This is a genomic window from Pedobacter sp. NO84, assembly GCF_059703915.1.
The window spans coordinates 298,233-325,187 of record NZ_AP046575.1; the positions used below are offsets into that span (position 1 = coordinate 298,233).

Genomic DNA, 26,955 nt, shown 5'->3' on the forward strand with positions numbered 1-26,955 from the left:
ATAAATTGGGCAATTGCTTCTACAGTGTAGGGAATTAATTCCCCCTTCATACCCCTAGAATTGCTTTTTTTTTAAGGCCTTAATTAAAAATTAATTAATAGTTCAAAAAATTATAAACACAGATTTTACCGAAATAGAAAAGGCCAACATCGAGCTAAATAGCAATGGCCTAGGGGTGGTGATTTTTTGTTCGGGTTTGAATTGTGGTTCGGGACGCTAAATTTGAAAAACCGAAAAATAAAGGCTTGCCTATAGGGTTTGATAGGTCAAATCTAAACGTCCCAATGCCTTATACTTTAAGCCCCGTTATTTAAAAAGAACAAGACAATGCACAGAAATTTGTGTTGAGCAGTGATAAGGTAGCTTTGGTAAATTTGATTGCATTATGTTTAATGTAGTGTCTATTTATTTTAAATTGATCTTGCAAGAGGAAGTGTTTCGTCAAATGAAAAATTTTAATCCTCAAGATAATTTAGTTCAATTGATTTTAATTAATTCTTAACTGGAATCTATCCCACAAGGTTTTTATATCACGGACGTTAATTTGTTATAAATGCACAATAAATGCTAAAACGCTCTTTCTGGTTGCTCGCTACACTCTTTTTCTTTCTTGGAATAAATTCAGGTAATGCCCAAACGCAAGGATGCTTAATCAGTGGCCAATTGTGGGTTTACACGACGGGAGGAACATTGGTCCCAACAGCTTGTGGTTGGCGTACCCCGGCTGTAGGAGCAAGTACTTGGACAACGGCGCAGAAGAATATGTGCACCAGTGGAGGCGGCACTTCGGGATCTTGGATTGGCTCGGCATGCCCACTTGATGATTACCTTCCTTTTTTTGGAGGGATCCTAGCCAGTATAGGATTGTTTTATCTGAGGAAACAACATCTAGCCGCCTCAACTAATCAACTTTAAATTATTCAAAATAAGACTTACCATCCATTCAGGCCCCTTATCTCCATCGTATGCTATACAAAGAGTTGTGGATAATAAGTATTGGCTTTATTTTTGTGTATTTTAACTATATGTTAAAGCGATTATTCCTAGTGTTAATGCTGGTTCCATTTTTTTATATTGCAAATGCCCAAACTCAGGGATGCTATTTGAGTGGAGTACTTTATGACAATACAGGTGCAACCATCCCAACCGCTTGCGGCTGGCGTACACCGGCAGTAACTGGATCTACTTGGTCTACTACTTTAAAAAACCAGTGCAGTAGCTATGGGGGAGTAGCTGGAGGATATATCGGCTTGGCCTGCCCTATTGATGATTATATTCCCTACCTTGTAGTTGCCTTGGGCGGTATAGGTTTTTTCTTTATTAGAAATAATAAATACGTTTTTAATTCCTAAATCAAAGTAACAGAATAATTGCGAATCCCGTGCAAACAGGATTTGGGCTGGGTTGTTTGTAAGTTAATAGGTTATCGTTTCAACTTAAATTGCATATATTGGAGTTAATATTGAACACTTACAGGAATATCCAAGGGGGCTCAATGAAATATTTAATACTTTTTTTAATTTTTATTTCTACTCAATGCTTGGCAACCGACTCGGGTAATGGCTGTAGGATTGAGGATAAGGTATATACTGAATACCTGGGAACAGCGTACCCTTACGGTCCGGAAAATCCATCATCAAAATATTACCGTAACACCTCTTACATTCCCATATATTATGGTAGTGAAAATCAAGGATATAAATGTGGCTATATCAATATTTATCCGGCTAGCTCTTATTACGATGGGCAAAATGAGGTGCCTATCCCAGCTGAAAACGAAATCACTTCGAGCCAGTTTAATTCTTGTGTAATTGCTACAACCTTAGGAGGCTCGGTAATCAGTAATGGCGACTATGTGGGCTACACTTACAATAGGACTTCTAAATGTACGATCGTGCCCCCTGCGCCACTACCGCTTGATGATTATATTTGGTTAATGCTAATACCTCTTGGTATACTAGGTTTCTATGTTTTAAGAAGAAATGTAATCAGTCAAGTTTAAGGTTCTTCCTGCAGCTTTTTTCTAAAAAAGTTAGAAACCCATGGGTTATCGCCGCGGTTAATGAGAATAGCTTTACATTATTTATCTTTACGCGATGGGTTCCATTTAATCAAGAGGCATCCCAATAATCTATTTCATGAAGTTAAGCTTAATCACGGTAGTTTACAACGCAGATCGCTATTTAAAAGATTGCATTGAATCTGTCATTTCACAAACATATGCTAACATCGAATACCTAGTAATTGATGGGGGCTCTACTGATCGAACTTTAGAGATTATCGATACCTATAAGCAACATATACATTATTTTATATCGGAAAAGGATAAGGGTATGTACGATGCACTAAATAAAGGCATCGCGGTAGCAACTGGAGATGTAATCGGGATCTTGAATGCTGATGATATGCTAGCTTCACCACAGGTGATTGAAAAGATAGTAGAGGCGTTTGAGTTGTATGATCCTGATGCAGTTTATGGTAATCTCAATTATGTGGATGCAGAAAACCCTTCCCGCATCATCAGAAAATGGATTGGAAAAACGCATACCAGACAAGGCCTAAAGTGGGGTTGGATGCCTGCCCATCCTACATTTTATGTAAAGAAAGAGGTCTATCAAAAATACGGGGTCTTTGCACTGGATTATGGAACGGCGGCGGATTATCACTTAATGCTGAGGCTTTTATATCAATCAAACATTAAAGCAATTTACTTGGATGAACTGATCGTTAATATGAGAATTGGTGGAATGAGTAACGAATCCCATCACCAACGTTACAAGGCTTTCATAAATGATTATAATGCGCTAAAATATAATGGCATTCCTTTTGCATTTATGGCAGTACTGCTAAAAAAACTCAGAAAAATAACCCAGTTTTTTGGCTAACTTTTATTTATTATTTTGTAATAATTATATTACATTTGGCTTTACATCTATGGGGGATTTTTTACAAGGGCACTTAATATACTACATCGCAATTGTGGGCTTAGCATTTTTATTGTCTATAGCTGGTATTCCTTCTATTATATTTACAGCCATTAAACATCGGCTATTTGATAAAGCTGATGGATATCGAAAATCTCACCGTATTCATATATCAAGATTGGGCGGAGTGGCCATCTTTTGCAGCTTTACCATTACAACGCTATTGTTTGCCGCAATGGTTGATTATAAGCAAGCGAATTTTTTACTTACATCTTCTATTATTCTTTTTGCTCTTGGTATCAAGGATGATTTATATGGCGTAAATCCCAGCACCAAGTTCCTGTTGCAACTGGTAGTGGCCCTTATTTTGGTGGTTGCAGGCGAGTTTAGGTTATCGAGCTTATACGGTGTATTTTACATTTGGGAGGTAAATTTATTTTGGGGCAGTCTGTTCTCAATAATTGTAATAATATTCGTTAACAACGCATTCAACCTCATCGATGGGGTTGATGGGTTAGCCGGTACATTGGGTGCACTAGCCACATTGAGCTTTGGGATATTTTTTGCCATAGCAAATGCCTATCCTTATGCTTTTATTGCTTTTGCCATGTTTGGAGCTATTGCTGGGTTTCTCATGTTTAATTTTTTCCCCGCAAAAATTTTTATGGGCGATACCGGATCTTTACTAATAGGCCTCGTTAGCGTGATTTTAGCCATTAAGTTTATTGAGCTTAACAAAGTTGGATCCTTGCCTAAGCCTAATTTCTATTCAGCACCTTCCATTGCGGTTGCGGTCTTACTGGTGCCAATTTTTGATTCGCTAAGGATATTTTTTGTCAGGATCCTTCACAGAAAACAACCATTTAAGGGGGATAGAAACCACATCCACCACCGATTGCAAAGAATAGGCCTCAATCCTAATACCATAGTAATTTCGTTAAGTGGTTTTACTGTTACCATGATTTTTCTCGCTGTTGGACTTCAGCATTTGGGTAACTTTGTACTAATCTCATTGCTCATTGCGGTTTGTGTGGTGATGAACGGCGTTATCACTTTCTCTATCGGAAGAAAAACCAATCCTAATTATCGCTTAATTGATATTTTTTTTAGGGATACGTTTAAAGCGACCAACGATTAAGAACATCTAATTACTACTCCCATTTAACTACCCTAAGTTTCAAAAAACGACAAAAAATAACATTTCCTTTAAAAGAATATAGGTAGTTTTGTGCCATGAAATTAGTAATCAATGGCTTTGGTAGGATAGGAAGAACTTTTCTGAGAACTGCTTTAAAGCGTAAGCTAAATGTTGTTGCCATTAACGACCTTACTACGCCTGCAACCTTAGCCCATTTATTTAAATATGATTCGGTACATGGCGTTTATGCAGGTACAGTTTCTTTTGACGGCGATTTTTTAATTATTGATGGCAAAAAGATTAACATTTATGCTGAAGCAAATCCTGCAAATTTGCCATGGGCAGAACTAGGAATTGATTTGGTAATCGAATCAACAGGTAAATTTACCGATACTAATGCAGCATTACACCTATCGGCAGGAGCGAAACAGGTACTAATTTCGGCTCCAGCTAGTGATCCTTCAATTCCAATGGTAGTAATTGGGGTAAATGATGATGCGGTTGACCTAAAATCGCCACTTATCTCTAATGCATCGTGTACCACAAACAATGTTGCTCCAATGGTTAAGATCCTTGATGATAATTGGGGAGTTGAAGAGGGCTATATCACCACTGTGCATTCCATGACAGGTGATCAAAATTTGCATGATTCGCCGCACCATGACCTGAGAAGAGCAAGAGCAGCGTCATCATCCATCATCCCTACCAGTACCGGGGCAGCAAAAGCCATCACCCATATCTTCCCGCATTTAGAGGGCAAGCTGGGAGGTGCGGGCATCAGGGTCCCGGTTTTGAATGGATCTTTAACCGATTTTACTTGCATCCTAAAAAAACAAGCTACCATTGAAGCGATTAACAACGCATTTAAAATAGCAGCTGAGGGGAAATTTATAAATGTAGTTGAATATACAGATGACCCCATCGTTTCAGTAGATATCATCAACAACACCCATTCTTGTATATTTGATTCTTTACTTACGTCTATTGTTGGCGATCTTGTAAAAGTGGTGGGTTGGTACGACAACGAATCTGGATATTCGAACCGATTAGTAGACTTGGTAGAAAAAATAGCAATAGCACATGGTTAAGTTTATTCCCTTTGAGCTTACTTTGGAGCTTAGAAGTAAAATTTTGAGAAATGGCTTGCCCATTGGAGAATGTATTTTCCCAACAGATCAGGTGCCCGGAGCTTTTCATTTAGCCTATTATACTGATGATAAGATCGCAACCATCGCCTCGTTTTTTCCTAAAAATTACAGAGAAAAAAGTGAATTGGGCTATCAGCTTCGCGGAATGGCGACCGACGCCGATTATGCCGGGAAAGGGTATGGAAGCAAATTAATTGCATTTGCCATTGAATATATAAAAAAAACCAATGCACTGTATTTATGGTGCAATGCCCGGACATCAGCGTTAACGTTTTATCAGAAATTAGGGTTTGAACTTGTTTCCGAAGAGTTTGAAATTGCTGGGGTTGGACCACATTATGAAATGATTTTAAATTTATACTAACATATGAACACAATAGACCAATGTAATTTCTCAGCCAAAAAAGCACTCGTAAGAGTTGATTTTAATGTTCCCTTAGACAAAGATTTTAAGATTACCGACGACAAAAGAATGACCGCGGCTTTGCCAACAATCAACAAAATATTAAAAGACGGTGGTTCAGTAATCTTAATGTCGCATTTAGGGCGGCCAAAAGGTGGTCCAGAAGAGAAATACTCGTTGAAACATATTTTAAAAGACCTTTCTAAAATGATAGGGCTAACCGTGAAATTTGCGAAAGATTGCATAGGCAATGATGCGATCGAACAAGCCAAAAATCTTTTGCCTGGGGAAGTGTTATTGCTAGAAAATCTACGCTTTCATCCAGAAGAAGAAAAAGGAGATGTTGAATTTGCGAAAAAACTAGCCCAACTGGGCGATATATACGTGAATGATGCGTTCGGTACGGCCCATCGGGCACATGCCTCGACCACTATCGTTGCTCAATTTTTTCCTGATGCAAAATATTTTGGTTATCTAATGGCCGAAGAACTTAAAAATGCTGAAAAAGTAAACCACGGCGCGGTTAAACCTTTTACGGCCATTATGGGAGGCGCGAAGGTTTCAGATAAAATCTTGCTGATCGAGAGCTTATTGGATAAAGTAGACAACCTTATCATCGGAGGTGGCATGGCCTATACTTTTTCAAAAGCACAGGGTGGAGAAATTGGAACATCCCTTTTGGAAGAAGATCGGATGGAGCTTTGCTTGCAGTTAATCGATAAGGCAAAAGCAAAAGGGGTAAACCTTCTGTTGCCCGTTGATACGATAATTGCTGATAAATTCGACAATAATGCAAATAAAGATCAGGTTGATACGGGTAAAATTCCGGCAGATTGGATGGGCCTGGATATTGGCCCAAAAACCATCACTTTATTTAGTGAAACCGTAAAAAAATCAAAAACAGTACTATGGAACGGACCAATGGGTGTTTTTGAAATGGCCAATTTTGAGCAGGGTACTAGAGCAATTGCTGAAGCAGTAGTTGAAGCTACGAAAAATGGTGCTTTCTCTCTGATAGGAGGGGGCGACTCTGCCGCTGCCATCGCAAAATTTGGTTTAGAAGATGAAGTAAGCTACGTTTCTACAGGCGGCGGAGCGCTATTAGAATACATGGAAGGTAAAGAATTGCCTGGGGTTAAGGCGATACTTACTCATCGGATGACTTAAGTCATCCGATGAGTATCGGTTTAGTCATCCGATGAGTATCGGTTTAAGTCATCCGATTGGCATAAGATGAATACGGCCATTCGTTTAAGTTTTTCACTAAGCCTGCTTTTAAAGGGTTGTTATGAATATATTTTGAGCAGGCTAATAAAGCATACTCATCAACTAGTTCTTTAGCCTTTGTTTTCTGCTGAAATAAAGACCCAGTGAAATTTTCCTGTTTTTGAAGGGCCCTGGTATAAGACCTTAATAAGATTGCAATGGCATCATTTAAGGTTTTTTTTCTTAGGCCTGTGCTTGATTCTATCTTGTTCTTGACGTTTACAATCAAATGAAAATGATTGGGCATCAAGCAATAATCTAGTAACTCACAATGTGGAAATAGTTCTTTTTGAATCTTCTTTATAAAGAATCTATAATTTTCATCATTGAAAAATATTTTTTGCTGTTTATTTCCCCTGTTGTAAACATGATAAACTTTGTTTTCTTCAAATTTCATAATTTAATTTTAACTTAATATAGTTAACTATTTGATAATCATTTGTTTATGATCTCATAAACTTAATAAAATTTTCTTATAGTCATCGGATGACTTAAGTCATCCGATGACTATAAGGGTATGTTGAAAACTTTTTGTGTCAGAAAGTGGGGATTTGTGGTAGAAGTATTTATTTTTACACTACATAAAATGTGTAGGTGGTAAAATGATTCAACTTTTAGGAGAATTTGCTTGTAAGATTGATGCCAAAGGAAGGTTAATGGTACCCTCTGGCCTTAAAAAGCAATTGCCTAAGATTGAGGATGAGGGTCTTATCATCAACCGAGGCTTTGAAAAATGCTTAACCATTTATCCAAAACAAGTGTGGAACGGTATTGCTGCCGAAGTAAGTAAACTCAATCAGTTCGAGGAAAAAACCCGAGAATTTAATCGATTTTTCTTGCGTGGGGTGTCAGAATTAACCTTAGATGCTTCTGGAAGAGTGCTCTTGCCTAAAAGCTTGCTTGATTGGGCTAAAATTGAGAGTGATGTAGTGCTGGTTTGCCAATTCAATAAGATAGAACTTTGGTCTAAGGTGGCCTATGATCAATTATTGGATAATGAGCCAGAAAATTTTGCGAAACTAGCAGAAGAGGTAATGGGCAATAAGAATAGGAGGGATGATGATGGAAAATAATTACCATGTTCCAGTGCTGTTGCAAGAATGCATCGAGGGATTAAATATCAAGCCTTCCGGAGTATATGTTGATGTTACTTTTGGTGGGGGCGGCCATTCCAAAGAAATCTTAAAAAACTTAGGGAAGGATGGCGTGCTTATCGCATTTGATCAGGATCCCGACGCACAGAGAAACAAAATCAACGATCCACGTTTTCTTTTCGTAGATCAAAACTTTGGCTTCCTTAAAAATAACCTGCGTTTATTAGGCTATAAGCACGTAGATGGCATTTTAGCCGATCTTGGGGTTTCATCCCACCAGTTTAACGAACCTAGTCGCGGATTTTCGACTCGCTTTGATGCAGATTTGGACATGCGGATGGACAAGCAGCGTTCAGTAACCGCTGCCGGCATTTTAAATACGTACACTGAAGATAAACTCCATAAAATGTTCGGAATTTATGGGGAGGTTAAGAACGCAAAATCATTGGCAAGGGCAATTGTAACGGGCCGAATGACAAAGCCCATCGCAACCCTCGCAGAATTCAAAACTGCTATAGCCGCACATATCCCTAAAGGCAAAGAAAATAAGTATATGGCCCAAGTATTTCAGGCCCTTCGCATTGAAGTAAATGCAGAAATAGAAGTTTTAGAAAGCTTTTTGGAGCAAAGTGCTGTGGTATTAAATCAAGGTGGAAGATTAGTGGTGATGTCATATCATTCATTAGAAGATAGGCCAGTTAAAAATTTTATTGCAAAAGGAAAATTTAGGGGCGAAGTTGATAAAGATTTTTACGGGAATGAAGAAAAGCCTTTCAAGTCTATAACTCGCAAAGCGATTATTGCTGGTGAAAAGGAATTAGCTATAAATAGCAGAGCGAGAAGTGCAAAATTAAGAATTGGAGAGAGATTATGAACAACCAGTTCAAAAAACGATACGAAGAAGAAGAACAAGAGCAAGAAATTGTAGATCAGGAAGAAGTTGAAGTTTCAAAAAAACCTGAAAAAGAAGGAAGCGCGACTGTTTTTTTTAGAAAATTATTTACGGAAGGTGTTGTTAGCAAAGAAGCGGCTACAGACATGCTTCCCTATCTGATCTTTTTGTGCGTATTAGGAATGATTTATATCGCAAATAGCCACATGGCCACCACAAATATGCGTGATATAGACAGGTTAAGTAAAGAGGTTAAAGAATTAAGTTGGGAATATAAATCGTTAAAATCTGATCTGATGTTCAAAAGCAAGTTAAGCCAGGTAGCGGCCAAGGTTGATACATTAGGATTAAAACAATTGATAGAACCACCAAAAAAAATTATAGTGAACAGCAATGAACATTAGAGCAAACATATTACTACGTGTGTATTTAGCCTTTGGGTTAATTGTGCTTTTCGCTCTAGCTGTAGTGTTAAGGCTTGGAGATGTGCAATTTATACAAGGTGCCAAATGGCGGGCGAAAGCCGATAGTCTTTCTACAAAGGAATTTGAAATCGAAGCGGCCAGAGGAAATATCTATTCTAATGATGGAAGCTTACTGGCTACTTCGGTTCCCGAATATGAATTGCGTATGGATATGATTGCGGGTGGAATTGCCAAAGACGAAGTGTTTAATGCGAAAGTGGATTCGTTGGCCATGAAATTATCCGCATTTTTTGGCAATAAAAGTGCAAAGGATTACGAACGTGACCTCAGGAAGGCGCGTCAAGAAAAGTCGCGAAGCCTGTTGATCAAGAAAAACGTTACCTATCAGGATCTAAAAATCATTAAAACCTTTCCCTTATTTAATCTGGGAAGGCACGGAGGATTAATTGCTACACAAAAGAACAAACGAATTTTGCCTTTTAAAGATTTGGCGGCAAGAACCATTGGTTACGCAAATGAAAATGTAAAAAATGTAGTTGGTTTAGAAGGTGCATATGGAAATTATATCAATGGTGAAAGTGGCAAACAATTGATGCAAAGGGTTAGCGGTGGCTTTTGGGTGCCGGTAAATAGCGATGCGGAAGTTGCCCCCAAAGACGGTGCAGATGTAATCTCTACCATCGATATTAATATTCAGGACCTGGCTCAGAGCGCCCTGCAAAAAGGATTGATCAGAAGTAAAGCACACCATGGAGCCGTAATCATTATGGATGTTGCCACAGGCGAAGTACGGGCGATCGCAAATTACACCAAAGTTGAAGAGGGTGTGTATAAAGAGAACTTTAACTACGCCATCGCTGGTAATCAGGATCCCGGATCTACGTTTAAGTTGGCTTCGTATATGGCATTGCTTGAGGATAAACTGGTAGACACCAATACAATGGTAAACACTGGAGAGTATCAAATTCCAAACCACACCATTAAGGACTCGCATGGGAGCATTGGTAGGGTAACCGTTAAAAAAGCATTTGAACAATCTTCTAATGCAGCTATCGCCTATTTGATAAATACAAACTACCGTGAAAATCAATCCAAATTTACCGATCACTTGTACGATTGGCATTTGAATGAGAAGATGGGATTGCAAATTTATGGGGAAGCGCAACCGGTGATCAAAAATCCCAACACGTTTAAAAGCTGGAATAAGAACATGACCTTGCCTCAGATGGCCTATGGATATGAAATGCAGCTTACTCCCTTAAAAATGCTTTCATTCTATAACGCCGTAGCCAATAACGGAAAATATATCGCTCCGCTTTTTGTGAAAGAAATTAGACGATTAGGTAACCCCATAGAACAGTTTAAAGCAAGAGTAATCAAAGACAAAATTTGCTCTGATGTAACACTCAGTAAAATCAAGAACATGCTCGAAGGCGTGGTATTAGAAGGAAGCGGAAAACAAATTGTTTATAACCCACTCTATAAAATTGCCGGAAAAACGGGTACTGCACAGGTGGCAGATGGCAATTTGGGCTATAAGGCAAAGAAACAATATCAAGCTTCTTTTGTAGGTTACTTTCCGGCAGAAAATCCGAAATATTCGATGATTGTAGTAATCAATGATCCCATAGGTGAGTATTATGGAGCCCTGGTTTCTGGGCCGGTTTTCAGAGAAATTGCCGATCGCATTTATGCAAGTGACGTAAAGATGTACAGCAAAGTAAAACAGAATGAAGTTGGCAATACCGTTGCCCCAGAGGCTAAGGCCGGGCAAAGTAAAGCCACCAAACAAGTATATAATGCTTTTGGTATTAAAGCACTCTACGCCGCAAAATCGCCTTATTTCAATTCTATTGATACCGTAAATGGTATCGCATACGAAGAAAGCTCGCCCGTAAAAGGCGTGATGCCAAATGTAAATGGTATGGGTCTTAAAGATGCGATGTATCTGATTGGCAATGCCGGATTAAAAGCAAGAGTGAGAGGAAGTGGAAAGGTTACAAGTCAATCTATACAACCGGGGAGTAGAATTGGTAAGGGATTGATGGTGGAGTTAGAGTTACAATAATTAGACGATGTGGTAATTAGCTAATTAGCTAATTAGCGCATTATCACATAAAACATATGCAATTACAAGATTTACTTTACGGTGTTTCAATCCAAAGCTTAGTAGGCAAACCTAATCCAAAGGTTGATGCTCTAGCTTTTGATTCGCGTAAAATAAATCCAAAATCCTTGTTTTTTGCTGTTAGAGGTACAAAGGCGGATGGACACCTCTATATTGATCAGACTATAGCTGATGGCGCAATCGTAATCGTTTGCGAAACCATGCCTGAGCAGTTATCAACTGAAGTAACCTACGTACAGGTTCAAAATTCGTCGGTTGCGCTGGGAATAGTAGCCAGTAATTTTTACGGAAATCCATCAGCACAGCTTAAATTAATCGGGATTACTGGTACAAATGGTAAAACTACTATCGCTACGCTGTTATTTCAGTTGTTTCGGGGGTTAGGATTTAACGTTGGACTGATTTCGACGGTAGAAAACCATATCAATGATGAAGTTGTACCTGCAACACACACTACACCCAATCCGATAGCCCTAAACGGTTTATTAAAGGATATGGTAAATGCCGATTGCCAATATTGCTTTATGGAAGTGAGCTCTCATGCGGTAGTCCAACATCGCATTGCGGGATTAACGTTTAGCGGAGGTGTTTTTTCAAATATTACGCACGATCACTTGGATTTTCATCACACTTTCGATAATTATCTAAAAGCGAAGAAAGAATTTTTTGATCACCTTCCGAAAACAGCATTTGCGCTTACCAATGCAGATGATAAGAATGGCAAAGTGATGGTGCAGAACACCAAGGCCAGCAAAAAAACCTATGCTTTAAAGCAAATGGCTGATTTTAAGGCTAAAATTATAGAAAATAGATTTAGTGGCCTCAATTTATCAGTAGACCACATCGATGTTTACTTTAAAATGGTAGGCTCATTTAATGCCTATAATTTACTGGCCGCCTATGGGACTGCTATTTTATTAGACCAGGATAAATTAACAGTGCTTACCATTTTGAGCAGTTTAACCGGAGCTGAGGGAAGATTTGATTATACCGTTTCAACAAAAGGAATTATCGGTATTGTTGATTATGCGCACACTCCTGATGCAGTACAGAATGTGTTGAGCACTATTGGCAATATTAGAAAAGGAACAGAGCAGGTAATTACCGTTATCGGTTGCGGTGGCGATCGGGATAAGACCAAACGGCCAATTATGGCTCAGGTTGCCTGCGACTGGAGTGATAAGGTAATCCTAACCTCTGATAATCCAAGAACAGAAAATCCACAAGTTATTATAACTGAAATGGAAAAGGGCGTTTCGCCCACCAATCAGCGAAAAGTGATGAGCATTTTAGACCGGAAAGAAGCTATTAAAACGGCCTGCCACCTCGCACATCCGGGAGATATTATTCTTATTGCAGGAAAAGGCCACGAAAAGTACCAAGAAATAAATGGAGTTAGACACCATTTTGACGATAAAGAAGTATTAACCGAACAACTAAACCAGATTAACTAAATGTTATATTTATTATTTGAATATCTACATAAGCACTATGATTTTCCGGGATTAAGGCTGTTCCAGTACCTTACTTTTAGAGCGTCGTTGTCAATTATCCTTTCGCTAATCATCACTACGGTTTATGGTAGACGAATTATCGATTATCTCCATCGTAAACAAGTGGGAGAAACCGTTAGAAATTTAGGATTAGAAGGTCAGATGCAAAAACAAGGTACCCCAACCATGGGAGGAATCATGATTTTGCTTGGGATTTTAATCCCCACCTTACTATTTGCCAATATAGCCAACGTGTATGTGATCCTAATGATCATAACCACAGTTTGGATGGGCATAATAGGCTTTGTAGATGATTATATCAAAGTTTTTCAAAAAAATAAGGAAGGATTGGCCGGCAAATTTAAAATTATCGGACAAGTGGGATTGGCTATAATTGTAGGTTTAACGATGTTAAATAGCCAAAATATTGTGGTTAGGCAAACGGTTGAAACTAATATGGTTGCTGATCATACAGCACCTATGATCAAAAGAGAGAAAAATGGTCATTATTATTATACACAAGACGTAAAATCAACTAAAACAAATGTTCCTTTTTATAAAAATAACGAGTTCGATTATGCTAAAGTACTCAAGTTTTTAGGAACGGGATATGAGAAATATACGCTAATCGTATTCCTGTTTTTCGTAATAGTTATCGTTACCGCTGTATCAAATGGCGCTAATCTAACCGATGGAATTGATGGATTGGCAACGGGCACATCTGCTATAATTGGCATCACCCTGGGTATTTTGGCCTACGTATCAGGTAATACGGTAATTGCGGATTACCTCAATATCATGTATATCCCTAATTCTGGCGAGCTGATTATTTTTGCGGGTGCATTTGTGGGTGCGTGTGTAGGTTTCCTGTGGTATAATTCCTATCCAGCCCAAATATTTATGGGCGATACCGGAAGTTTAACCATCGGTGGCATCATAGCGGTTTTTGCGATCATGATCCGTAAAGAACTATTGATCCCTATTTTATGCGGTATTTTCATGGTTGAGATTTTATCGGTTACCCTGCAGGTAAGTTATTTCAAATACACGAAAAAGCGCTTTGGCGAAGGAAGAAGGATCTTCTTGATGTCGCCATTGCATCATCACTACCAGAAAAAAGGGTACCATGAAGCAAAAATCGTAACCCGCTTTTGGATTATCGGAATAATGTTGGCAATTATCACATTCGTAACCTTAAAACTACGCTAAATGGAAACAAAAAGAGTAGTAATTCTTGGTGGCGGCGAAAGCGGAGTGGGTGCAGCAATGTTGGCGCAAAAACATGGGTTTGAAGTTTTTGTGTCTGATTTTGGGGGCATTGCCGATCGCTATAAAACTGCTTTGCAAGAATTGCAAATCTCTTTTGAAGAAAACCAGCATACCGAACAGTTAATATTAAATGCTGTTGAAGTAATAAAAAGCCCTGGAATTCCTGCTACTGCGCCTATAATTAAAGCGTTGGTTAAACAGAGCATCCCTATAATCTCTGAGATTGAGTTTGCCAAAAGATATACCAACGCAAAAACCATTTGTATCACTGGCTCCAATGGCAAATCAACCACCACCTTGTTAACGTATCATATCCTTAAAAATGCGGGACTAAAAGTAGGTTTGGGGGGTAATATCGGACAAAGTTTTGCCGCTCAGGTTAGCAAAGGAGAGTTCGATTGGTACGTCTTGGAGATTTCGAGCTTTATGCTTGATGATATGTTTGAATTTAAAGCAGATATAGCAGTGCTTTTGAACATTACTCCAGATCACCTGGATAGATACGATTACCAGATGGGGAAATACGCTGCATCAAAAATGCGTATTGTTCAGAATCAAACAGAAGCTGATAGTTTCATCTATTGTGCCGATGATGAAGAAACAAAAAAGGCGTTGGAACAAGTTAACATAGCTGCCCAACAGTACCCATTTTCTATTAAAGAAAAAGTTGCAATTGGAGCTTATTTATCAAATGATACCATACACATTAACACACACCTAACTAAACCATTTACCATGTCAATTTCAGAGTTAGCCTTACAAGGTAAGCACAACATTTACAACTCTATGGCTTCGGGCATAGTTGCCAAAGTTCTAGAGTTACGTAATGAAACCATTCGCGAAAGCATGGGCAACTTTAAAAATATCGAACATCGGTTGGAGTTTGTGGCCAAGATCTCAGATGTTACCTATATCAACGACTCAAAAGCTACCAATGTAAATTCGACCTGGTATGCACTTGAAAGTGTAGGTACCGATGTGGTGCTCATTATGGGAGGTGTTGATAAAGGAAATGACTACGCGATGTTAAAGGATCTGGTACGGAGTAAAGTTAGGGCTATTGTGTGTTTAGGCAAAGATAATAAACGTATCCACGAAGCATTTGAAGATGATGTGGAAATAATTGTAAATACATTTTCTGCAAATGAAGCGGTTCAGGTAGCCTACCATTTAGCGAAAAAAGGAAATACGGTTTTACTCTCTCCTGCTTGCGCAAGTTTCGATTTATTTAAAAATTACGAAGATAGAGGTAATCAATTTAAAGCTGCGGTTAAAGAATTATAGACAATGTTTAATATAAATGCACTTCTCGCAAGAACGAAAGGAGATCGTTGGATTTGGCTAATCATTATTATGCTGTCCATGATTTCTATTATGGCCGTTTATAGTTCAACGGCAGGAATTGCCTATAGAAAAGGGGTAAGCGTAGAGAGGTATTTGCTTTTTAAGCACGTGATATTTGTATTCTTAGGCATTGGAATGATTTACATCGCCCATTTGCTCGACTATAAATACTATTCTGGAATTTCGAAGGTTTTAATGATTATCACCCTGCCCTTATTGGTGTATACGCTTGTATTTGGCAGTAATATAAACGATGCCTCCCGCTGGGTTAAAATTCCTGTTATAGGGCTAACCTTTCAAACTTCAGATTTGGCAAAGTTAGCACTCATAACTTTTCTGGCGAGGATGTTAACCAAAAAACAAGAAAGCATAAAAGATGTTAAGAATGCCTTTTTGCCTATTATGGGCTCTGTGTGCGTGGTATTTGTACTCATTGCTTACGCCAATTTATCTACTGCCTTAATGTTATTTGGAGTAAGTATTCTACTTCTGATCATCGGTCGTATCAGCATTAAACAAATTGCCATTGTTTGCATGGGCGGAATAGTACTGTTAATGTTTGTCGTGTTTTTAGGGCCTCGAAGAGATACCTATAAGTCGAGGATTAATACGTTTATGCATCCAGAACAACAAAGTTCTGATAAAACATACCAGTCGGACCATTCGAAAATTGCATTGGCTTCTGGCGGATTATTTGGTAAAGGTCCAGGGAATAGCACTGAACGCAACTTCTTACCGCACCCGTATTCTGATTTTATTTTTGCCATTATTATCGAAGAATATGGTACGGTTGGCGGATTGGTTATAATGGTGCTATACCTGGTTTTACTGTACCGATGCGTACGGATAGTAACCCGAAGTCCGAAGGCATTTGGAGCCCTTTTAGCTGCGGGACTAAGCTTTAGTTTAACCATCCAGGCATTTGCAAACATGGCGGTAGCAGTAGGGTTAGGTCCGGTAACGGGGGTGCCATTACCTTTGGTAAGCATGGGAGGAACCTCCATGATCTTTACAAGTATCGCATTCGGAATTATTTTAAGTGTAAGTCGGGATGTAGAAGAAAATAGCAGTAAACAAGAAAAAGTAATTGTAGGAGAAATACCAGCGATGGGCTAATTTGAGTTGGGTCCCGATAGCTATCGGGATGAGAGTTGAAGAAAAATGAGAACAATAAGTTAACTAAAAAATCGGTGAAATCATCTAATCGGTGAAATCAACCGCGAAGCGTAATACAAATAAACACCCTGTCTCGCCGAAAGTCCTCCCAAATGGGGAGGATGTCGGAGGGGCTAAAAACTTAAATCAATCAGTGAAATCACTTTAATCCCTGCCTGCCGGCAGGCAGGGGTGTAATCATAATAAATAAAATGAATAGTTTCCCAAGAATTATTATATCTGGAGGTGGCACAGGCGGACATATATTTCCCGCAGTTGCCATTGCCAATGCGCTGAAAAGCATTTCGCCAAATTGCGAGATCCTTTTTGTAGGGGCAGTGGGAAGGATGGAAATGGAAAAAGTTCCAGCCGCCGGATACAAAATTGTGGGCTTAAATATTAGCGGAATACAAAGAGGGTCGATCCTTAAAAATATAGGACTTCCATTTAAAGTGATAGCTAGTGTGCGCAGGGCGATGAAATTAATCGAGGATTTTAAACCTGATGCTGTTGTAGGAGTTGGGGGGTTCGCGTCAGGACCTTTGCTGTACGCGGCTTCGTTAAAAAAAATCCCTTACCTCATTCAAGAGCAGAATTCTTATGCGGGGATTACCAATAAGTTTTTAGCTAAAAATGCAGCTAAAATCTGCGTAGCCTTTGATGGGATGGACGAGTTTTTTCCAGCAGATAAGATCCTAAAAACCGGAAACCCAGTTAGAACATCCATTGTTGATATTAAAGATAAGCATCATGCAGGTGCAGAACTTCTTAAACTTAATCCATTAAAGAAAACAGTTTTGGTTACCGGTGGAAGCTTAGGAGCGGGTACACTAAATAAAAGCATTGAGAAGCACATTAGCCGATTTATCGAACAAGATGTACAGGTTATATGGCAAACGGGGAAATTCTATTACAATGGAATTATAGAAAGATTAGGAGCTAATTTTCATCCAAATGTGAGGATCATGGAATTTTTAAACCGCATGGATTTAGCTTATGCAGCAGCTGATGTGATTATTTCTCGAGCCGGCGCCGGGACGATCGCAGAGCTTTGCTTAATCGAAAAACCTGTTATTTTGGTTCCGTCACCAAATGTTGCCGAAGATCATCAAACTAAAAACGCCTTGGCATTGGTTAAAAACGATGCTGCAATAATGATCAGTGATCGCTCTGCGGAAGATACATTGGTAATAGAGGCTTTAAATTTATTAAACAATCCAGAACGTAGCGAAAAGCTAAGCGAAAATATTGGGAAGATGGCATTACAGGATGCAGATATTGTGATTGCAGAAGAAGTGTTGAATTTAATAAAGTAGAATTGCGTATAGCGTATTGGGACAACTGCCAAAAGCAAGCGCCAAGAATTAGAAAAATGATAAAATGAAATATGAAATTGAAACTTTGCCTATGCATCCTGTCTCAATACTCATATCTCACTACTCAATACTAAAATGGAATTAAGTAAAATAAACAGAGTGTATTTTGTAGGTATCGGCGGGATCGGTATGAGTGCGATTGCGCGATATTTTGCTAAACGGGGTGTGGTAGTTTGTGGTTACGATAAAACCCGAACAAGTTTAACAATAGCGTTAGAACGGGAAGGGATTTTGATTTCCTATTTAGATGAAGAATCAAATGTTTCTGCATGTTTTCATGAAAGCCACGATGATTCTTTAGTGGTGTACACCCCTGCAATCCCTCAAGATTCGAAAATATTAAACCACTTCAGGAAAAAAGGATTTAGCTTAAAAAAACGTTCAGAAGTACTTGGTATCATAAGTGAGGGCATGTTCTGTATCGCCGTTGCTGGTACACATGGTAAAACTACCACATCATCCATGATTGCGCATATCCTAACTGATACAGGTTTCGGATGTACAGCATTTTTAGGTGGCATAACAAGTAATTACAATAGCAATGTGCTCTTTGGTAAAAATAATGTAGTTGTTGTTGAAGCTGATGAATACGATCGTTCGTTTTTGACCCTGCACCCAGATGTGGCTGTAATTACCTCCATGGATGCAGATCATTTAGATATTTATGGAGATGAAAGCCAGCTTCACGAATCGTTCCATATGTTTGCCAACCAATTAAAGCCCGAAGGAAAGATTTTTGTAAGAGAGGGTTTGCCAATTTACGGAATCAACTATAGCTCTAGCGAAGATGCTGCATTAAAAGCTAGCAATATTAGCGTTGAAAACGGAAACTTTGTGTTTGATTTTGAGGATGGTTTTACTACAATCACGGGGTTAAACCTGGCCATGCCCGGCAAACATAATGTAGAAAACGCGGTTGCAGCAGTTGGTGTAGCACTGAGCTTAGGTATCCATCCTAAGAGCATCAAAAAAGCATTAGCCACATTTAAAGGTGTAAAAAGAAGATTTGAAACACAAGTAAATACACCTTCACACATTTATATTGATGATTATGCTCATCACCCGGAAGAACTGAAGGCCTGTTTTGATGCAGTTAGACAATTGCACCCAAACAAAAAACTAACTGTTGTATTCCAGCCTCATTTGTTTACCAGAACGCGCGACTTTGCCCCTGGATTTGCCAATATACTGAGCACAGCTGATGAGGTGATCCTTTTAGAGATCTATCCAGCAAGAGAACTCCCAATTGAAGGTGTAAACTCGCAAATGTTGTTGGATAAAATTACAATTGCAGCAAAATCTATATGTGCTAAAGAGAATTTGCTTGCATTAATTAAAGATAAAAATCCCGAACTGCTGTTAACAGTAGGGGCAGGAGATATTGATACATTGGTTGAACCACTAAAAAACTTGTTGAGCCATGCTTAAGCGTATAAATTGGAAAGCTATATTTAAAGGTTTTGCTTGGCTCGTTTGCTTGGCGGGTGTGGTTGTGCTGATGAGTTTTATCGAAGTTAAAAAACACGAAGTAACCTGTACAACCATAAAAATATTGATTCCAGGCGCAGATAATTTTATTGAAAGAGAAGAAATTGATGCTATTTTAAAACAAGGCCATGGCCAATTGATCGGAAAAAATCTAGCATCGATCAATATCAATGAAATAGAGAAATCATTAAAATCCAATCCATACATCGCATTTGCTAAAGTATATACGGATATGGACGGCGCTATTCATATCGAGGTGAAGCAGCGTCAGCCCGTGCTAAGAATTTTAAATGCAGGAGGACAGGACTATTATATAGATAGAGACGGATTCAAAATGCCGATGTCGCCTAATTTTACCGCCGATGTACTGGTGGCAACAGGAAATATCTTAGAAGGTTTTAGCGGTAAGGTTGATACCCTCTTAACCCCACTAGCTGTTAATCTCTATCGCACAGCTGTATTCATGAAGAAAGATACCTTATGGGATGCACAAATAGAACAGATTTTCGTAACGGATAAATTTGATATTGAGCTCATCCCTAGAGTAGGTAGCCAGCGCATTATCCTAGGTAATGCAGATTCGCTCCAAACTAAAATGAATAACCTGTTGGCTTTTTACAAACAGGCTATGCCATTGGTGGGCTGGAATATGTACAAGACCATTAACCTAAAATATATCAACCAGATTGTTTGCGAAAAACAGGATTCGCTCGTTGTTAAAGGTAAACTTCCAGTTGTGGCAACCGATAGTACTGCAGTACTTAAACAAGCAGTTGATTCTGTGGTTGAAGATGTGATCAACAATGAAATAAAAAAAGCGGCCGAAGCATCAGCCGGGCCAAAGAAAGCCGGAACAATCCAAGATCCACCCGCACAAAAATCAATAGTTAAAGAAAAGGATGTTAAAACACCCGTAAAAGTAGCACCCAAAACACAACCTACTGTTACGATAAAACCATTGGTTGCAACACCAAATAAAACCAATACTGCCCCTAGTTCTGCTAAGCAGAAACCAGTTACAACAACTAAGGAAAAAACAGATACCAAGAAAATAAATAATACAGATACCAAGAAAACAAATAAGTAAACTCAACAAAATAATAAAGTTATGGGCAAAGAAAAATCTACCATCCAATCTCCAATCGTAGTAGGATTAGACATTGGTACCACAAAGATTTGTGTTATTGTTGGCCGCAGAACACAACACGACAAAATTGAAGTTTTAGGAATTGGAAAGGCAGAATCTGCTGGTGTTACCCGCGGAGTTGTGTCTAATATTCAAAAAACTGTTCAGGGTATTGCAGCTGCTGTAGAATTAGCAAGCAGCCAATCCAACGTAGAAATTCGCGTAGTTAACGTTGGGATCGCCGGTCAACACATCAAAAGCTTACAACATCGTGGAATTTTGACGCGTAGAGACCAAAATTATGAAATCGGTAAAAAAGATATCGATAAATTAATTGATGACATGTTTAAATTGGTAATGCCACCAGGCGAAGAAATTATCCATGTATTGCCACAAGAATTTACCATAGACAATGAGCCAGGAATAAAAGACCCAATTGGAATGGCTGGAGTACGTTTGGAAGCAAATTTCCATATCATCTCTGGTCAGGTAACAGCCGTAAAAAACATTATGCGCTGTGTAACCAATGCGGGCCTACAAACCCAAGAGCTTATTTTAGAGCCCTTAGCTTCTTCAGAATCGGTGTTGAGCGACGAAGAAAAAGAAGCAGGTGTTTGTTTGGTTGATATTGGTGGTGGTACCACAGATATTGCGATTTTCCATGAGGGTATCATTCGCCATACCGCGGTAATCCCTTTCGGTGGAAACAGTGTAACCGAAGATATTAGAGAGGGTTGCTCGGTAATGCGTAACCAAGCGGAGTTATTAAAAACTCGTTTCGGCTCTGCACTGGCCGAAGAAAATAAAGAAAATGAGATCATTTGTGTTCCAGGCCTTCGTGGAAGAGAGCCCAAAGAGATTTCTGTAAAAAACTTAGCTTATGTAATCCAGGCCCGTATGGAAGAAATAGTTGAGCATGTATATTACGAAATCAAATCTTCTGGCTACGAGAAAAAATTAATTGGGGGTGTGGTAATAACAGGGGGCGGTGCTTTGCTAAAACATTTAAATCAATTGGTTGAGTATGTTACAGGATTAGACTGTAGAGTGGGATATCCAAATGAGCACTTATCCAAATATGAAGATATGCCTAAAACAGTTTATGACGACCTGAAAAGTCCGATGTATGCAACAAGCGTTGGATTGTTGATCAAAGGAATCCAGAAAGCCGAAGAACTGTTGGAAGAAATGAAACAGCCAGGTGTTTTTGTTGAACAACCTGCCATCGCTAAGGAAAAGGTAAAACGTGCAGGATTGTTTGATAAGCTACTTAAAAAAACAACAGATTTCATCAAGGATGACATGAATGTAAGCGACGAAGATTACATTAAGCCGTAATATTTTTCCACAAAAAGGGATTTTTCCACATTATTAACACTTGTGGAAAACGCCTGTTAAAAAAGTGTTAATATTACAAAAGAGATGAACAGCAAATTTCAATTTTTAAACAACTGATTCATAACGATATGAAGTTCGAAATGTTAAAAGATAAGTCATCCATCATCAAAGTTATTGGTGTTGGCGGTGGCGGCGGTAATGCGGTAAACCATATGTACCGTCAAGGAATTACAGGTGTAGATTTTATCATTTGTAACACGGATGCGCAAGCATTAGAGTTTAGTCCTATTCCTAACAAGGTACAATTAGGTTCTAGCTTAACCGAAGGCATGGGCGCAGGCTCCATACCTGAAGTGGGAAAAAACTCCGCTATAGAAAATATAGATGACATAAAAGCCATGTTGGGCAGCACGACAAAAATGCTTTTTATTACTGCCGGAATGGGTGGTGGTACAGGTACGGGTGCGAGTCCGATCATTGCCCAAGCAGCCAAGGAGCTTGATATTTTAACAGTTGCGATTATTACCACCCCTTTTGCTTTTGAGGGCAAAAGACGTAAGATGCAAGCTGATGATGGTTTAGATGAGCTTAAAAAATACGTCGATTCTTACCTGGTGATTTCCAATGACAGGCTTCGTGAAATTTTTGGAAACCTAACCCTCGGCTCTGCTTTTGCTCAAGCTGATGATATTTTGACCACTGCTGCCAAAGGGATTGCCGAAATCATTACCGTTCCTGGTTATATCAACGTTGATTTTAAAGATGTACGTACTGTGATGAAAGACAGTGGCGTATCCATCATGGGAAGTTATGCGGCCGAAGGCGAAAACCGTGCATTAGCGGCAGTTGAAGGTGCTTTGGCATCGCCCCTGCTAAAAGATAACGAAATCGAAGGTGCAAGGTATATCCTGTTAAATATCAGTTCGGGCGTGCGTGAAGTAACGATGGACGAAGTAACCATTATAACTGATTTTATCCAGGAAAAAGCTGGGCTTTCTGCAGATCTGATCTGGGGTAATTGTATCGATGAAAGTTTAGAAGATAAATTATCGGTAACCATTATTGCAACTGGTTTTCAAACCACAGAACAACGTGCTAAAGACAAACAGAACATTAAAAAAATCTCGCTATTAACACCTGAAGAAGCCCCTTTAGTAAGACCTGTTGAACCGATTAATTCCTTTTTTGAAGCTAAACCTGCGCCGGTTTCAAACGAGCCTGTTTTAAAAGTGCAGGATGAACCAAAACAATCTGATCTATTTGGCGACCTTTTTAATCCAAATAGACCAGTACAGGCAGAACAAAATACAGCTGTTATGCGCCAATTGGTTGAGGAAGAGGCTCCACAAGAAGAGACCCCTGTTGCAGAAGCCCAAGAAGCAGGTTTTGACCCGATAGCTATCGGGTTTGAAGTTAAATTGTCGGAAACAGATTTCGTGTTTGAAGTTCCAACTACCCAATTTGAGATCGAAGAAGAAATAGCGATTGAGGAGCCTGTAGCTGAAATAGGATTAGATGATGATAAGAATGATGATTCTATTGAAGATCAACTAAAAAAATCTAAAGAAAGAATATTAAGATTAAAAGATCTTAGCATGAAATTGCGCACTACAAATGGCCTGCAGGAATTAGAAAATGAACCTGCTTATAAACGTAAGCAAATGCAATTGCAACAGGTTCAACATTCGTCTGAATCACAAGTTTCTAGGTTCACCTTGAGTAATGATGAAGATGGTGCCACCGAAATTAGACCTAATAATTCTTTTCTGCACGATAACGTAGATTAAACCAAACCAAATATAAATTGCGGCCCCAGCGATGAAAATTGTTGGGGCTTTTTTTATAAAAAAGTCCAGAAGTCGAAAAGTCCAGAAGACCAGAAGTAGGGATTACATGTTTAAATCCTTTGACTTTGGACTCTTGGTCTTTTGGGCTCCCTTAGGAATCATGCTAGCCCTCTTTCAGTTATCAGTTTGGAGTTATCAATTTAGAGTTTACAACTCTCACCCCAAGACTAAAATACGCCTTGTATAATACCTATTTTAACCTTAAATTTGCGGCAAAGTAACAATAGATTAACTAAATATAATAACATTGGATATTTTCGAAAAAGTAGCAAAGCGCATGGGTCCGATTGGAGAACATTATGCATGGTCTCATGGATATTTCTCTTTTCCAAAATTAGAAGGGGAGATTGCACCACATATGGATTTTAGGGGCAAATCGCTTTTAGTTTGGAGTTTAAACAACTATTTAGGTTTAGCTAACCATCCTGAAGTGAGAAAAGCTGATGAACAAGGGGCTGCAGATTTTGGCATGGCGTATCCGATGGGCGCTCGTATGATGTCGGGTAATTCGAAGTATCACGAACAATTAGAGCAGGAACTTGCAGAGTTTGTAGGCAAGGAGGATGCTTTTGTGCTAAATTACGGATATCAGGGCATGGTTTCTATTATCGATGCGCTTGTAGATAGAAACGATGTTGTAGTGTATGACGGAGAATCGCATGCCTGTATTATTGATGGCCTGCGTTTACATATGGGCAAACGTTTTGTTTACAAACATAATAACATTGAAGACTGCAAAAAACAATTAGAAAGAGCCACTAAATTGGTTGCGCAAACTGGTGGCGGAATCTTGGTAATTACCGAAGGTGTTTTTGGCATGTCGGGGGCTCAAGGAAAGTTAAAAGAGATTATTGAACTTAAAAAAGATTTTAATTTTCGCTTATTAATTGATGATGCCCATGGCTTTGGTACAATGGGAAAAACCGGAGCTGGTACGCACGAGGCACAGGATTGTATTGATGGAGTTGATGTTTACTTTGGAACCTTTGCAAAATCTATGGCTGGTATAGGGGGTTTTGTGGCCTCAACAGAAGAACTGACCAAATACTTTAGGTATAACCTCCGTTCCCAAACCTATGCCAAAGCATTGCCAATGCCAATGGTAATTGGTTTGTTGAAGAGATTAGAACTACTCAAAAATAATCCTGAGCTAAGAGAAAAACTATGGAAAGTAGCTACAACCCTACAAAAAGGACTACGCGATCGAGGTTTTGATCTTGGTGTTACCGATACCGTTGTTACTCCAGTTTTCTTAAAAGGAGAATTGTTAGAGGCTACAGCACTAACTATGGATTTACGTGAGAACTACGGAATATTCTGTTCAATTGTGGTTTACCCCGTAATCCCGAAGGGAATGATTGAACTGAGGTTAATCCCAACGGCAGCGCATTCAATGAGCGACGTTCAGCAAACTTTAGATGCGTTTAGTGAGGTGTCAGAAAAACTAAAAAGCGGTCATTACGCAACTGCTCAAATTCCAACAACCTAAAAAAATTAAAAATGCCCTTCACAATACGCTAGAGGGCATTTTTTATTATATAATCCGTTAAGCAATTGTAAATCAGTATTTTAACATATTTTAAGTGATATGAACTTGTTCATAACCTCTCAAAATGTGGAAAAAAACAGCTATTTGCGCCCTTTTTAATTGTAGCAAAAATTTTTTTATTAAAATAAACATCTTACTTTAGTATTAGAGTATTAATCAAAACCTTAAAAAAAACTAAAAAGGAGTATTTAAAAAATGAAAAAATTTAACGATGTGAAGTCACTTGTTGCAGCTTTAGAAGCTGATGCAGACAAATTCTACAACAAAGCAAACAGTGCTGCTGGTACACGTGTACGTAAAGGTATGCAAGATCTTAAAAACTTAGCTCAAAGCATTCGTTTAGAGATTCAAGAAACTAAAAACAAAGGATAGTTTTATCGGATGGCTTCACGTCATCCGATGAATCTTTGTTGTAAAGCGCCCATAACCAAGGCGCTTTTTTTGTTTACTCATCAGATGACTTCAAGTCATCCGATGACTTAGATAAGTTGAAGCTGCCCTACCAAACTACTGGTAAGCTCTGCAGAAGCTTTTACCAAAGGTAATCTTACCACATCATCACAAATACCTAGACGCTTTAATGTAGCTTTTACACCTGCAGGATTTCCTTCAGCAAACATTAACCTCGTAATTTCCAAAAGATTTAAATGGATTGGCAAGGCCGAAGCATAATCTCCTTTTAAGCAAAGATCAATCATGGTTGATAACTGTTTTGGTAAGGCATTTCCAATTACAGAAATCACTCCGACCGCCCCAATAGACATCATGGGCATAGCTATAGGATCATCACCAGAAATGAGTAAAAACTCATTAGGTTTATCTCTCATGATCTGATTAAACTGCTCAAAATTACCACAGGCTTCCTTGGTTGCTATTATGTTTTTAAGGTCGTGCGCAAGCCTACATGTGGTTTCTGCGCTCATATTGCTGCCCGTTCTACTTGGAACATTATATAAAATAATGGGCAAGGCACTTAACTCGCTTAAATACTTGTAATGCTGATAGATCCCTTCTTGGGTGGGCTTGCTATAGTACGGACTAACGGATAGCACCGCACTATATTGATTGCTCTCAAATGTTTTTATCGTATTGCCAATCTCAGCAGTATCATTACCGCCAATACCGGCAACTAGGGGCAAGCGGCCGTTGTTAACTTCCGCGGTATACTCCCATACTTTTTTCTTCTCGTCCTTACTTAATGTAGCGGTTTCCCCTGTTGTACCCAATGAAACCATATAATCGATGCCGCCATCAATTAAATGATCAATCAGTTTTCTTAATCCCTGGTAATCTACCGTCCCATCTGCATTAAAAGGTGTAACAAGCGCCACACCAGTACCCCTAAAATTAGTATTATTCATTATCTTTTTTTTTAACCACTAAGGCACAAAGGACACAAAGATATTAATCTAAATAACCATTAATGATCTTTTCGTCCCATCTTTAATCTTGTATAAATTGAAAGGCGTAACAATGGCTATAGCGGTATCGCTAAAATTAGTATTATTCATTATCTTTTCTTTAACCACAAAGGCACAAAGGACACAAAGAT

The 26,955-nt window shown here is 38.8% G+C and carries 25 protein-coding genes; 23 read left to right on the forward strand and 2 right to left on the reverse strand.

Annotated features, from left to right (window positions below; genetic code table 11):
* Positions 1-564 precede the first annotated feature (564 nt).
* The 8 genes from AC6H0V_RS01415 (at position 565) to AC6H0V_RS01450 (ending at position 6,780) form a co-directional block, all read left to right on the forward strand.
* A complete protein-coding gene (locus AC6H0V_RS01415) occupies positions 565-915 on the forward strand; it encodes a hypothetical protein (protein WP_497561921.1) in 351 nt (116 codons plus the stop codon).
* Positions 916-1,025: 110 nt separating this feature from the next.
* Entirely contained in the window at positions 1,026-1,352 is a 327-nt protein-coding gene (locus AC6H0V_RS01420; RefSeq protein ID WP_497561922.1) for a hypothetical protein, read from the forward strand.
* 143 nt (positions 1,353-1,495) lie between these two features.
* The gene (locus AC6H0V_RS01425; RefSeq protein ID WP_497561923.1) at positions 1,496-2,002 is read left to right on the forward strand and encodes a hypothetical protein; all 507 of its coding nucleotides are present in this window, start codon (positions 1,496-1,498) and stop codon (positions 2,000-2,002) included.
* 136 nt (positions 2,003-2,138) lie between these two features.
* Positions 2,139-2,885: a glycosyltransferase family 2 protein gene (locus tag AC6H0V_RS01430; RefSeq protein ID WP_497561924.1), complete on the forward strand. Its 747-nt coding sequence runs from the start codon at positions 2,139-2,141 to the stop codon at positions 2,883-2,885.
* Positions 2,886-2,934: 49 nt separating this feature from the next.
* The gene (locus AC6H0V_RS01435; protein WP_497561925.1) at positions 2,935-4,062 is read left to right on the forward strand and encodes an MraY family glycosyltransferase; all 1,128 of its coding nucleotides are present in this window, start codon (positions 2,935-2,937) and stop codon (positions 4,060-4,062) included.
* A gap of 95 nt (positions 4,063-4,157) precedes the next feature.
* On the forward strand, positions 4,158-5,150 hold the full coding sequence (gene gap / locus AC6H0V_RS01440) for a type I glyceraldehyde-3-phosphate dehydrogenase (protein WP_497561926.1): 993 nt from the start codon (positions 4,158-4,160) through the stop codon (positions 5,148-5,150).
* Positions 5,143-5,574, forward strand: coding sequence for a GNAT family N-acetyltransferase (locus AC6H0V_RS01445; RefSeq protein ID WP_497561927.1), 432 nt, complete (start codon positions 5,143-5,145; stop codon positions 5,572-5,574). The genes gap and AC6H0V_RS01445 overlap by 8 nt, the downstream gene beginning before the upstream one ends.
* Before the next feature lie 3 nt (positions 5,575-5,577).
* Positions 5,578-6,780 carry a phosphoglycerate kinase gene (locus tag AC6H0V_RS01450; protein ID WP_497561928.1) on the forward strand — a complete coding sequence of 401 codons (1,203 nt, stop codon included), beginning with the start codon at positions 5,578-5,580 and terminating at the stop codon, positions 6,778-6,780.
* Positions 6,781-6,823: 43 nt separating this feature from the next.
* Here AC6H0V_RS01450 and AC6H0V_RS01455 read toward each other — a convergent pair whose 3' ends face one another.
* On the reverse strand, positions 6,824-7,276 hold the full coding sequence (locus AC6H0V_RS01455) for a transposase (protein WP_497561929.1): 453 nt from the start codon (positions 7,274-7,276) through the stop codon (positions 6,824-6,826).
* A gap of 205 nt (positions 7,277-7,481) precedes the next feature.
* On the opposite strand from AC6H0V_RS01455, the gene mraZ reads away from it, so the two are divergent.
* The 15 genes from mraZ (at position 7,482) to AC6H0V_RS01530 (ending at position 25,775) form a co-directional block, all read left to right on the forward strand.
* Entirely contained in the window at positions 7,482-7,952 is a 471-nt protein-coding gene (mraZ, locus tag AC6H0V_RS01460) for a division/cell wall cluster transcriptional repressor MraZ (protein WP_497561930.1), read from the forward strand.
* A complete protein-coding gene (gene rsmH, locus AC6H0V_RS01465; RefSeq protein WP_497563356.1) occupies positions 7,942-8,847 on the forward strand; it encodes a 16S rRNA (cytosine(1402)-N(4))-methyltransferase RsmH in 906 nt (301 codons plus the stop codon). Before mraZ ends, rsmH begins: the two co-directional genes overlap by 11 nt.
* Positions 8,844-9,269, forward strand: coding sequence for an FtsL-like putative cell division protein (locus tag AC6H0V_RS01470; protein WP_497561931.1), 426 nt, complete (start codon positions 8,844-8,846; stop codon positions 9,267-9,269). Before rsmH ends, AC6H0V_RS01470 begins: the two co-directional genes overlap by 4 nt.
* Positions 9,259-11,358 carry a penicillin-binding protein gene (locus AC6H0V_RS01475; protein WP_497561932.1) on the forward strand — a complete coding sequence of 700 codons (2,100 nt, stop codon included), beginning with the start codon at positions 9,259-9,261 and terminating at the stop codon, positions 11,356-11,358. The genes AC6H0V_RS01470 and AC6H0V_RS01475 overlap by 11 nt, the downstream gene beginning before the upstream one ends.
* A gap of 56 nt (positions 11,359-11,414) precedes the next feature.
* The gene (locus AC6H0V_RS01480; protein ID WP_497561933.1) at positions 11,415-12,872 is read left to right on the forward strand and encodes a UDP-N-acetylmuramoyl-L-alanyl-D-glutamate--2,6-diaminopimelate ligase; all 1,458 of its coding nucleotides are present in this window, start codon (positions 11,415-11,417) and stop codon (positions 12,870-12,872) included.
* A complete protein-coding gene (gene mraY / locus AC6H0V_RS01485) occupies positions 12,873-14,120 on the forward strand; it encodes a phospho-N-acetylmuramoyl-pentapeptide-transferase (protein WP_497561934.1) in 1,248 nt (415 codons plus the stop codon).
* Positions 14,121-15,464, forward strand: coding sequence for a UDP-N-acetylmuramoyl-L-alanine--D-glutamate ligase (gene murD, locus AC6H0V_RS01490; protein ID WP_497561935.1), 1,344 nt, complete (start codon positions 14,121-14,123; stop codon positions 15,462-15,464).
* Between the two features lie 3 nt (positions 15,465-15,467).
* Positions 15,468-16,640, forward strand: coding sequence for an FtsW/RodA/SpoVE family cell cycle protein (locus tag AC6H0V_RS01495; RefSeq protein WP_497561936.1), 1,173 nt, complete (start codon positions 15,468-15,470; stop codon positions 16,638-16,640).
* Between the two features lie 251 nt (positions 16,641-16,891).
* Positions 16,892-17,995 carry an undecaprenyldiphospho-muramoylpentapeptide beta-N-acetylglucosaminyltransferase gene (gene murG / locus AC6H0V_RS01500; RefSeq protein WP_497561937.1) on the forward strand — a complete coding sequence of 368 codons (1,104 nt, stop codon included), beginning with the start codon at positions 16,892-16,894 and terminating at the stop codon, positions 17,993-17,995.
* Between the two features lie 135 nt (positions 17,996-18,130).
* On the forward strand, positions 18,131-19,483 hold the full coding sequence (gene murC / locus AC6H0V_RS01505; protein ID WP_497561938.1) for a UDP-N-acetylmuramate--L-alanine ligase: 1,353 nt from the start codon (positions 18,131-18,133) through the stop codon (positions 19,481-19,483).
* Positions 19,476-20,630 carry a cell division protein FtsQ/DivIB gene (locus tag AC6H0V_RS01510; RefSeq protein WP_497561939.1) on the forward strand — a complete coding sequence of 385 codons (1,155 nt, stop codon included), beginning with the start codon at positions 19,476-19,478 and terminating at the stop codon, positions 20,628-20,630. The genes murC and AC6H0V_RS01510 overlap by 8 nt, the downstream gene beginning before the upstream one ends.
* A 21-nt stretch (positions 20,631-20,651) precedes the next feature.
* A complete protein-coding gene (gene ftsA / locus AC6H0V_RS01515) occupies positions 20,652-22,007 on the forward strand; it encodes a cell division protein FtsA (RefSeq protein ID WP_497561940.1) in 1,356 nt (451 codons plus the stop codon).
* Positions 22,008-22,135: 128 nt separating this feature from the next.
* Positions 22,136-23,794: a cell division protein FtsZ gene (gene ftsZ, locus AC6H0V_RS01520; RefSeq protein WP_497561941.1), complete on the forward strand. Its 1,659-nt coding sequence runs from the start codon at positions 22,136-22,138 to the stop codon at positions 23,792-23,794.
* A gap of 307 nt (positions 23,795-24,101) precedes the next feature.
* Positions 24,102-25,343 (forward strand): aminotransferase class I/II-fold pyridoxal phosphate-dependent enzyme, encoded by a 1,242-nt coding sequence (locus AC6H0V_RS01525; RefSeq protein WP_497561942.1) that lies wholly within the window; start codon positions 24,102-24,104, stop codon positions 25,341-25,343.
* 255 nt (positions 25,344-25,598) lie between these two features.
* Positions 25,599-25,775 carry a BF3379 family histone-like protein gene (locus tag AC6H0V_RS01530; protein ID WP_497561943.1) on the forward strand — a complete coding sequence of 59 codons (177 nt, stop codon included), beginning with the start codon at positions 25,599-25,601 and terminating at the stop codon, positions 25,773-25,775.
* Between the two features lie 107 nt (positions 25,776-25,882).
* Here AC6H0V_RS01530 and dapA read toward each other — a convergent pair whose 3' ends face one another.
* On the reverse strand, positions 25,883-26,764 hold the full coding sequence (dapA, locus tag AC6H0V_RS01535; RefSeq protein ID WP_497561944.1) for a 4-hydroxy-tetrahydrodipicolinate synthase: 882 nt from the start codon (positions 26,762-26,764) through the stop codon (positions 25,883-25,885).
* Positions 26,765-26,955: the final 191 nt, after the last annotated feature.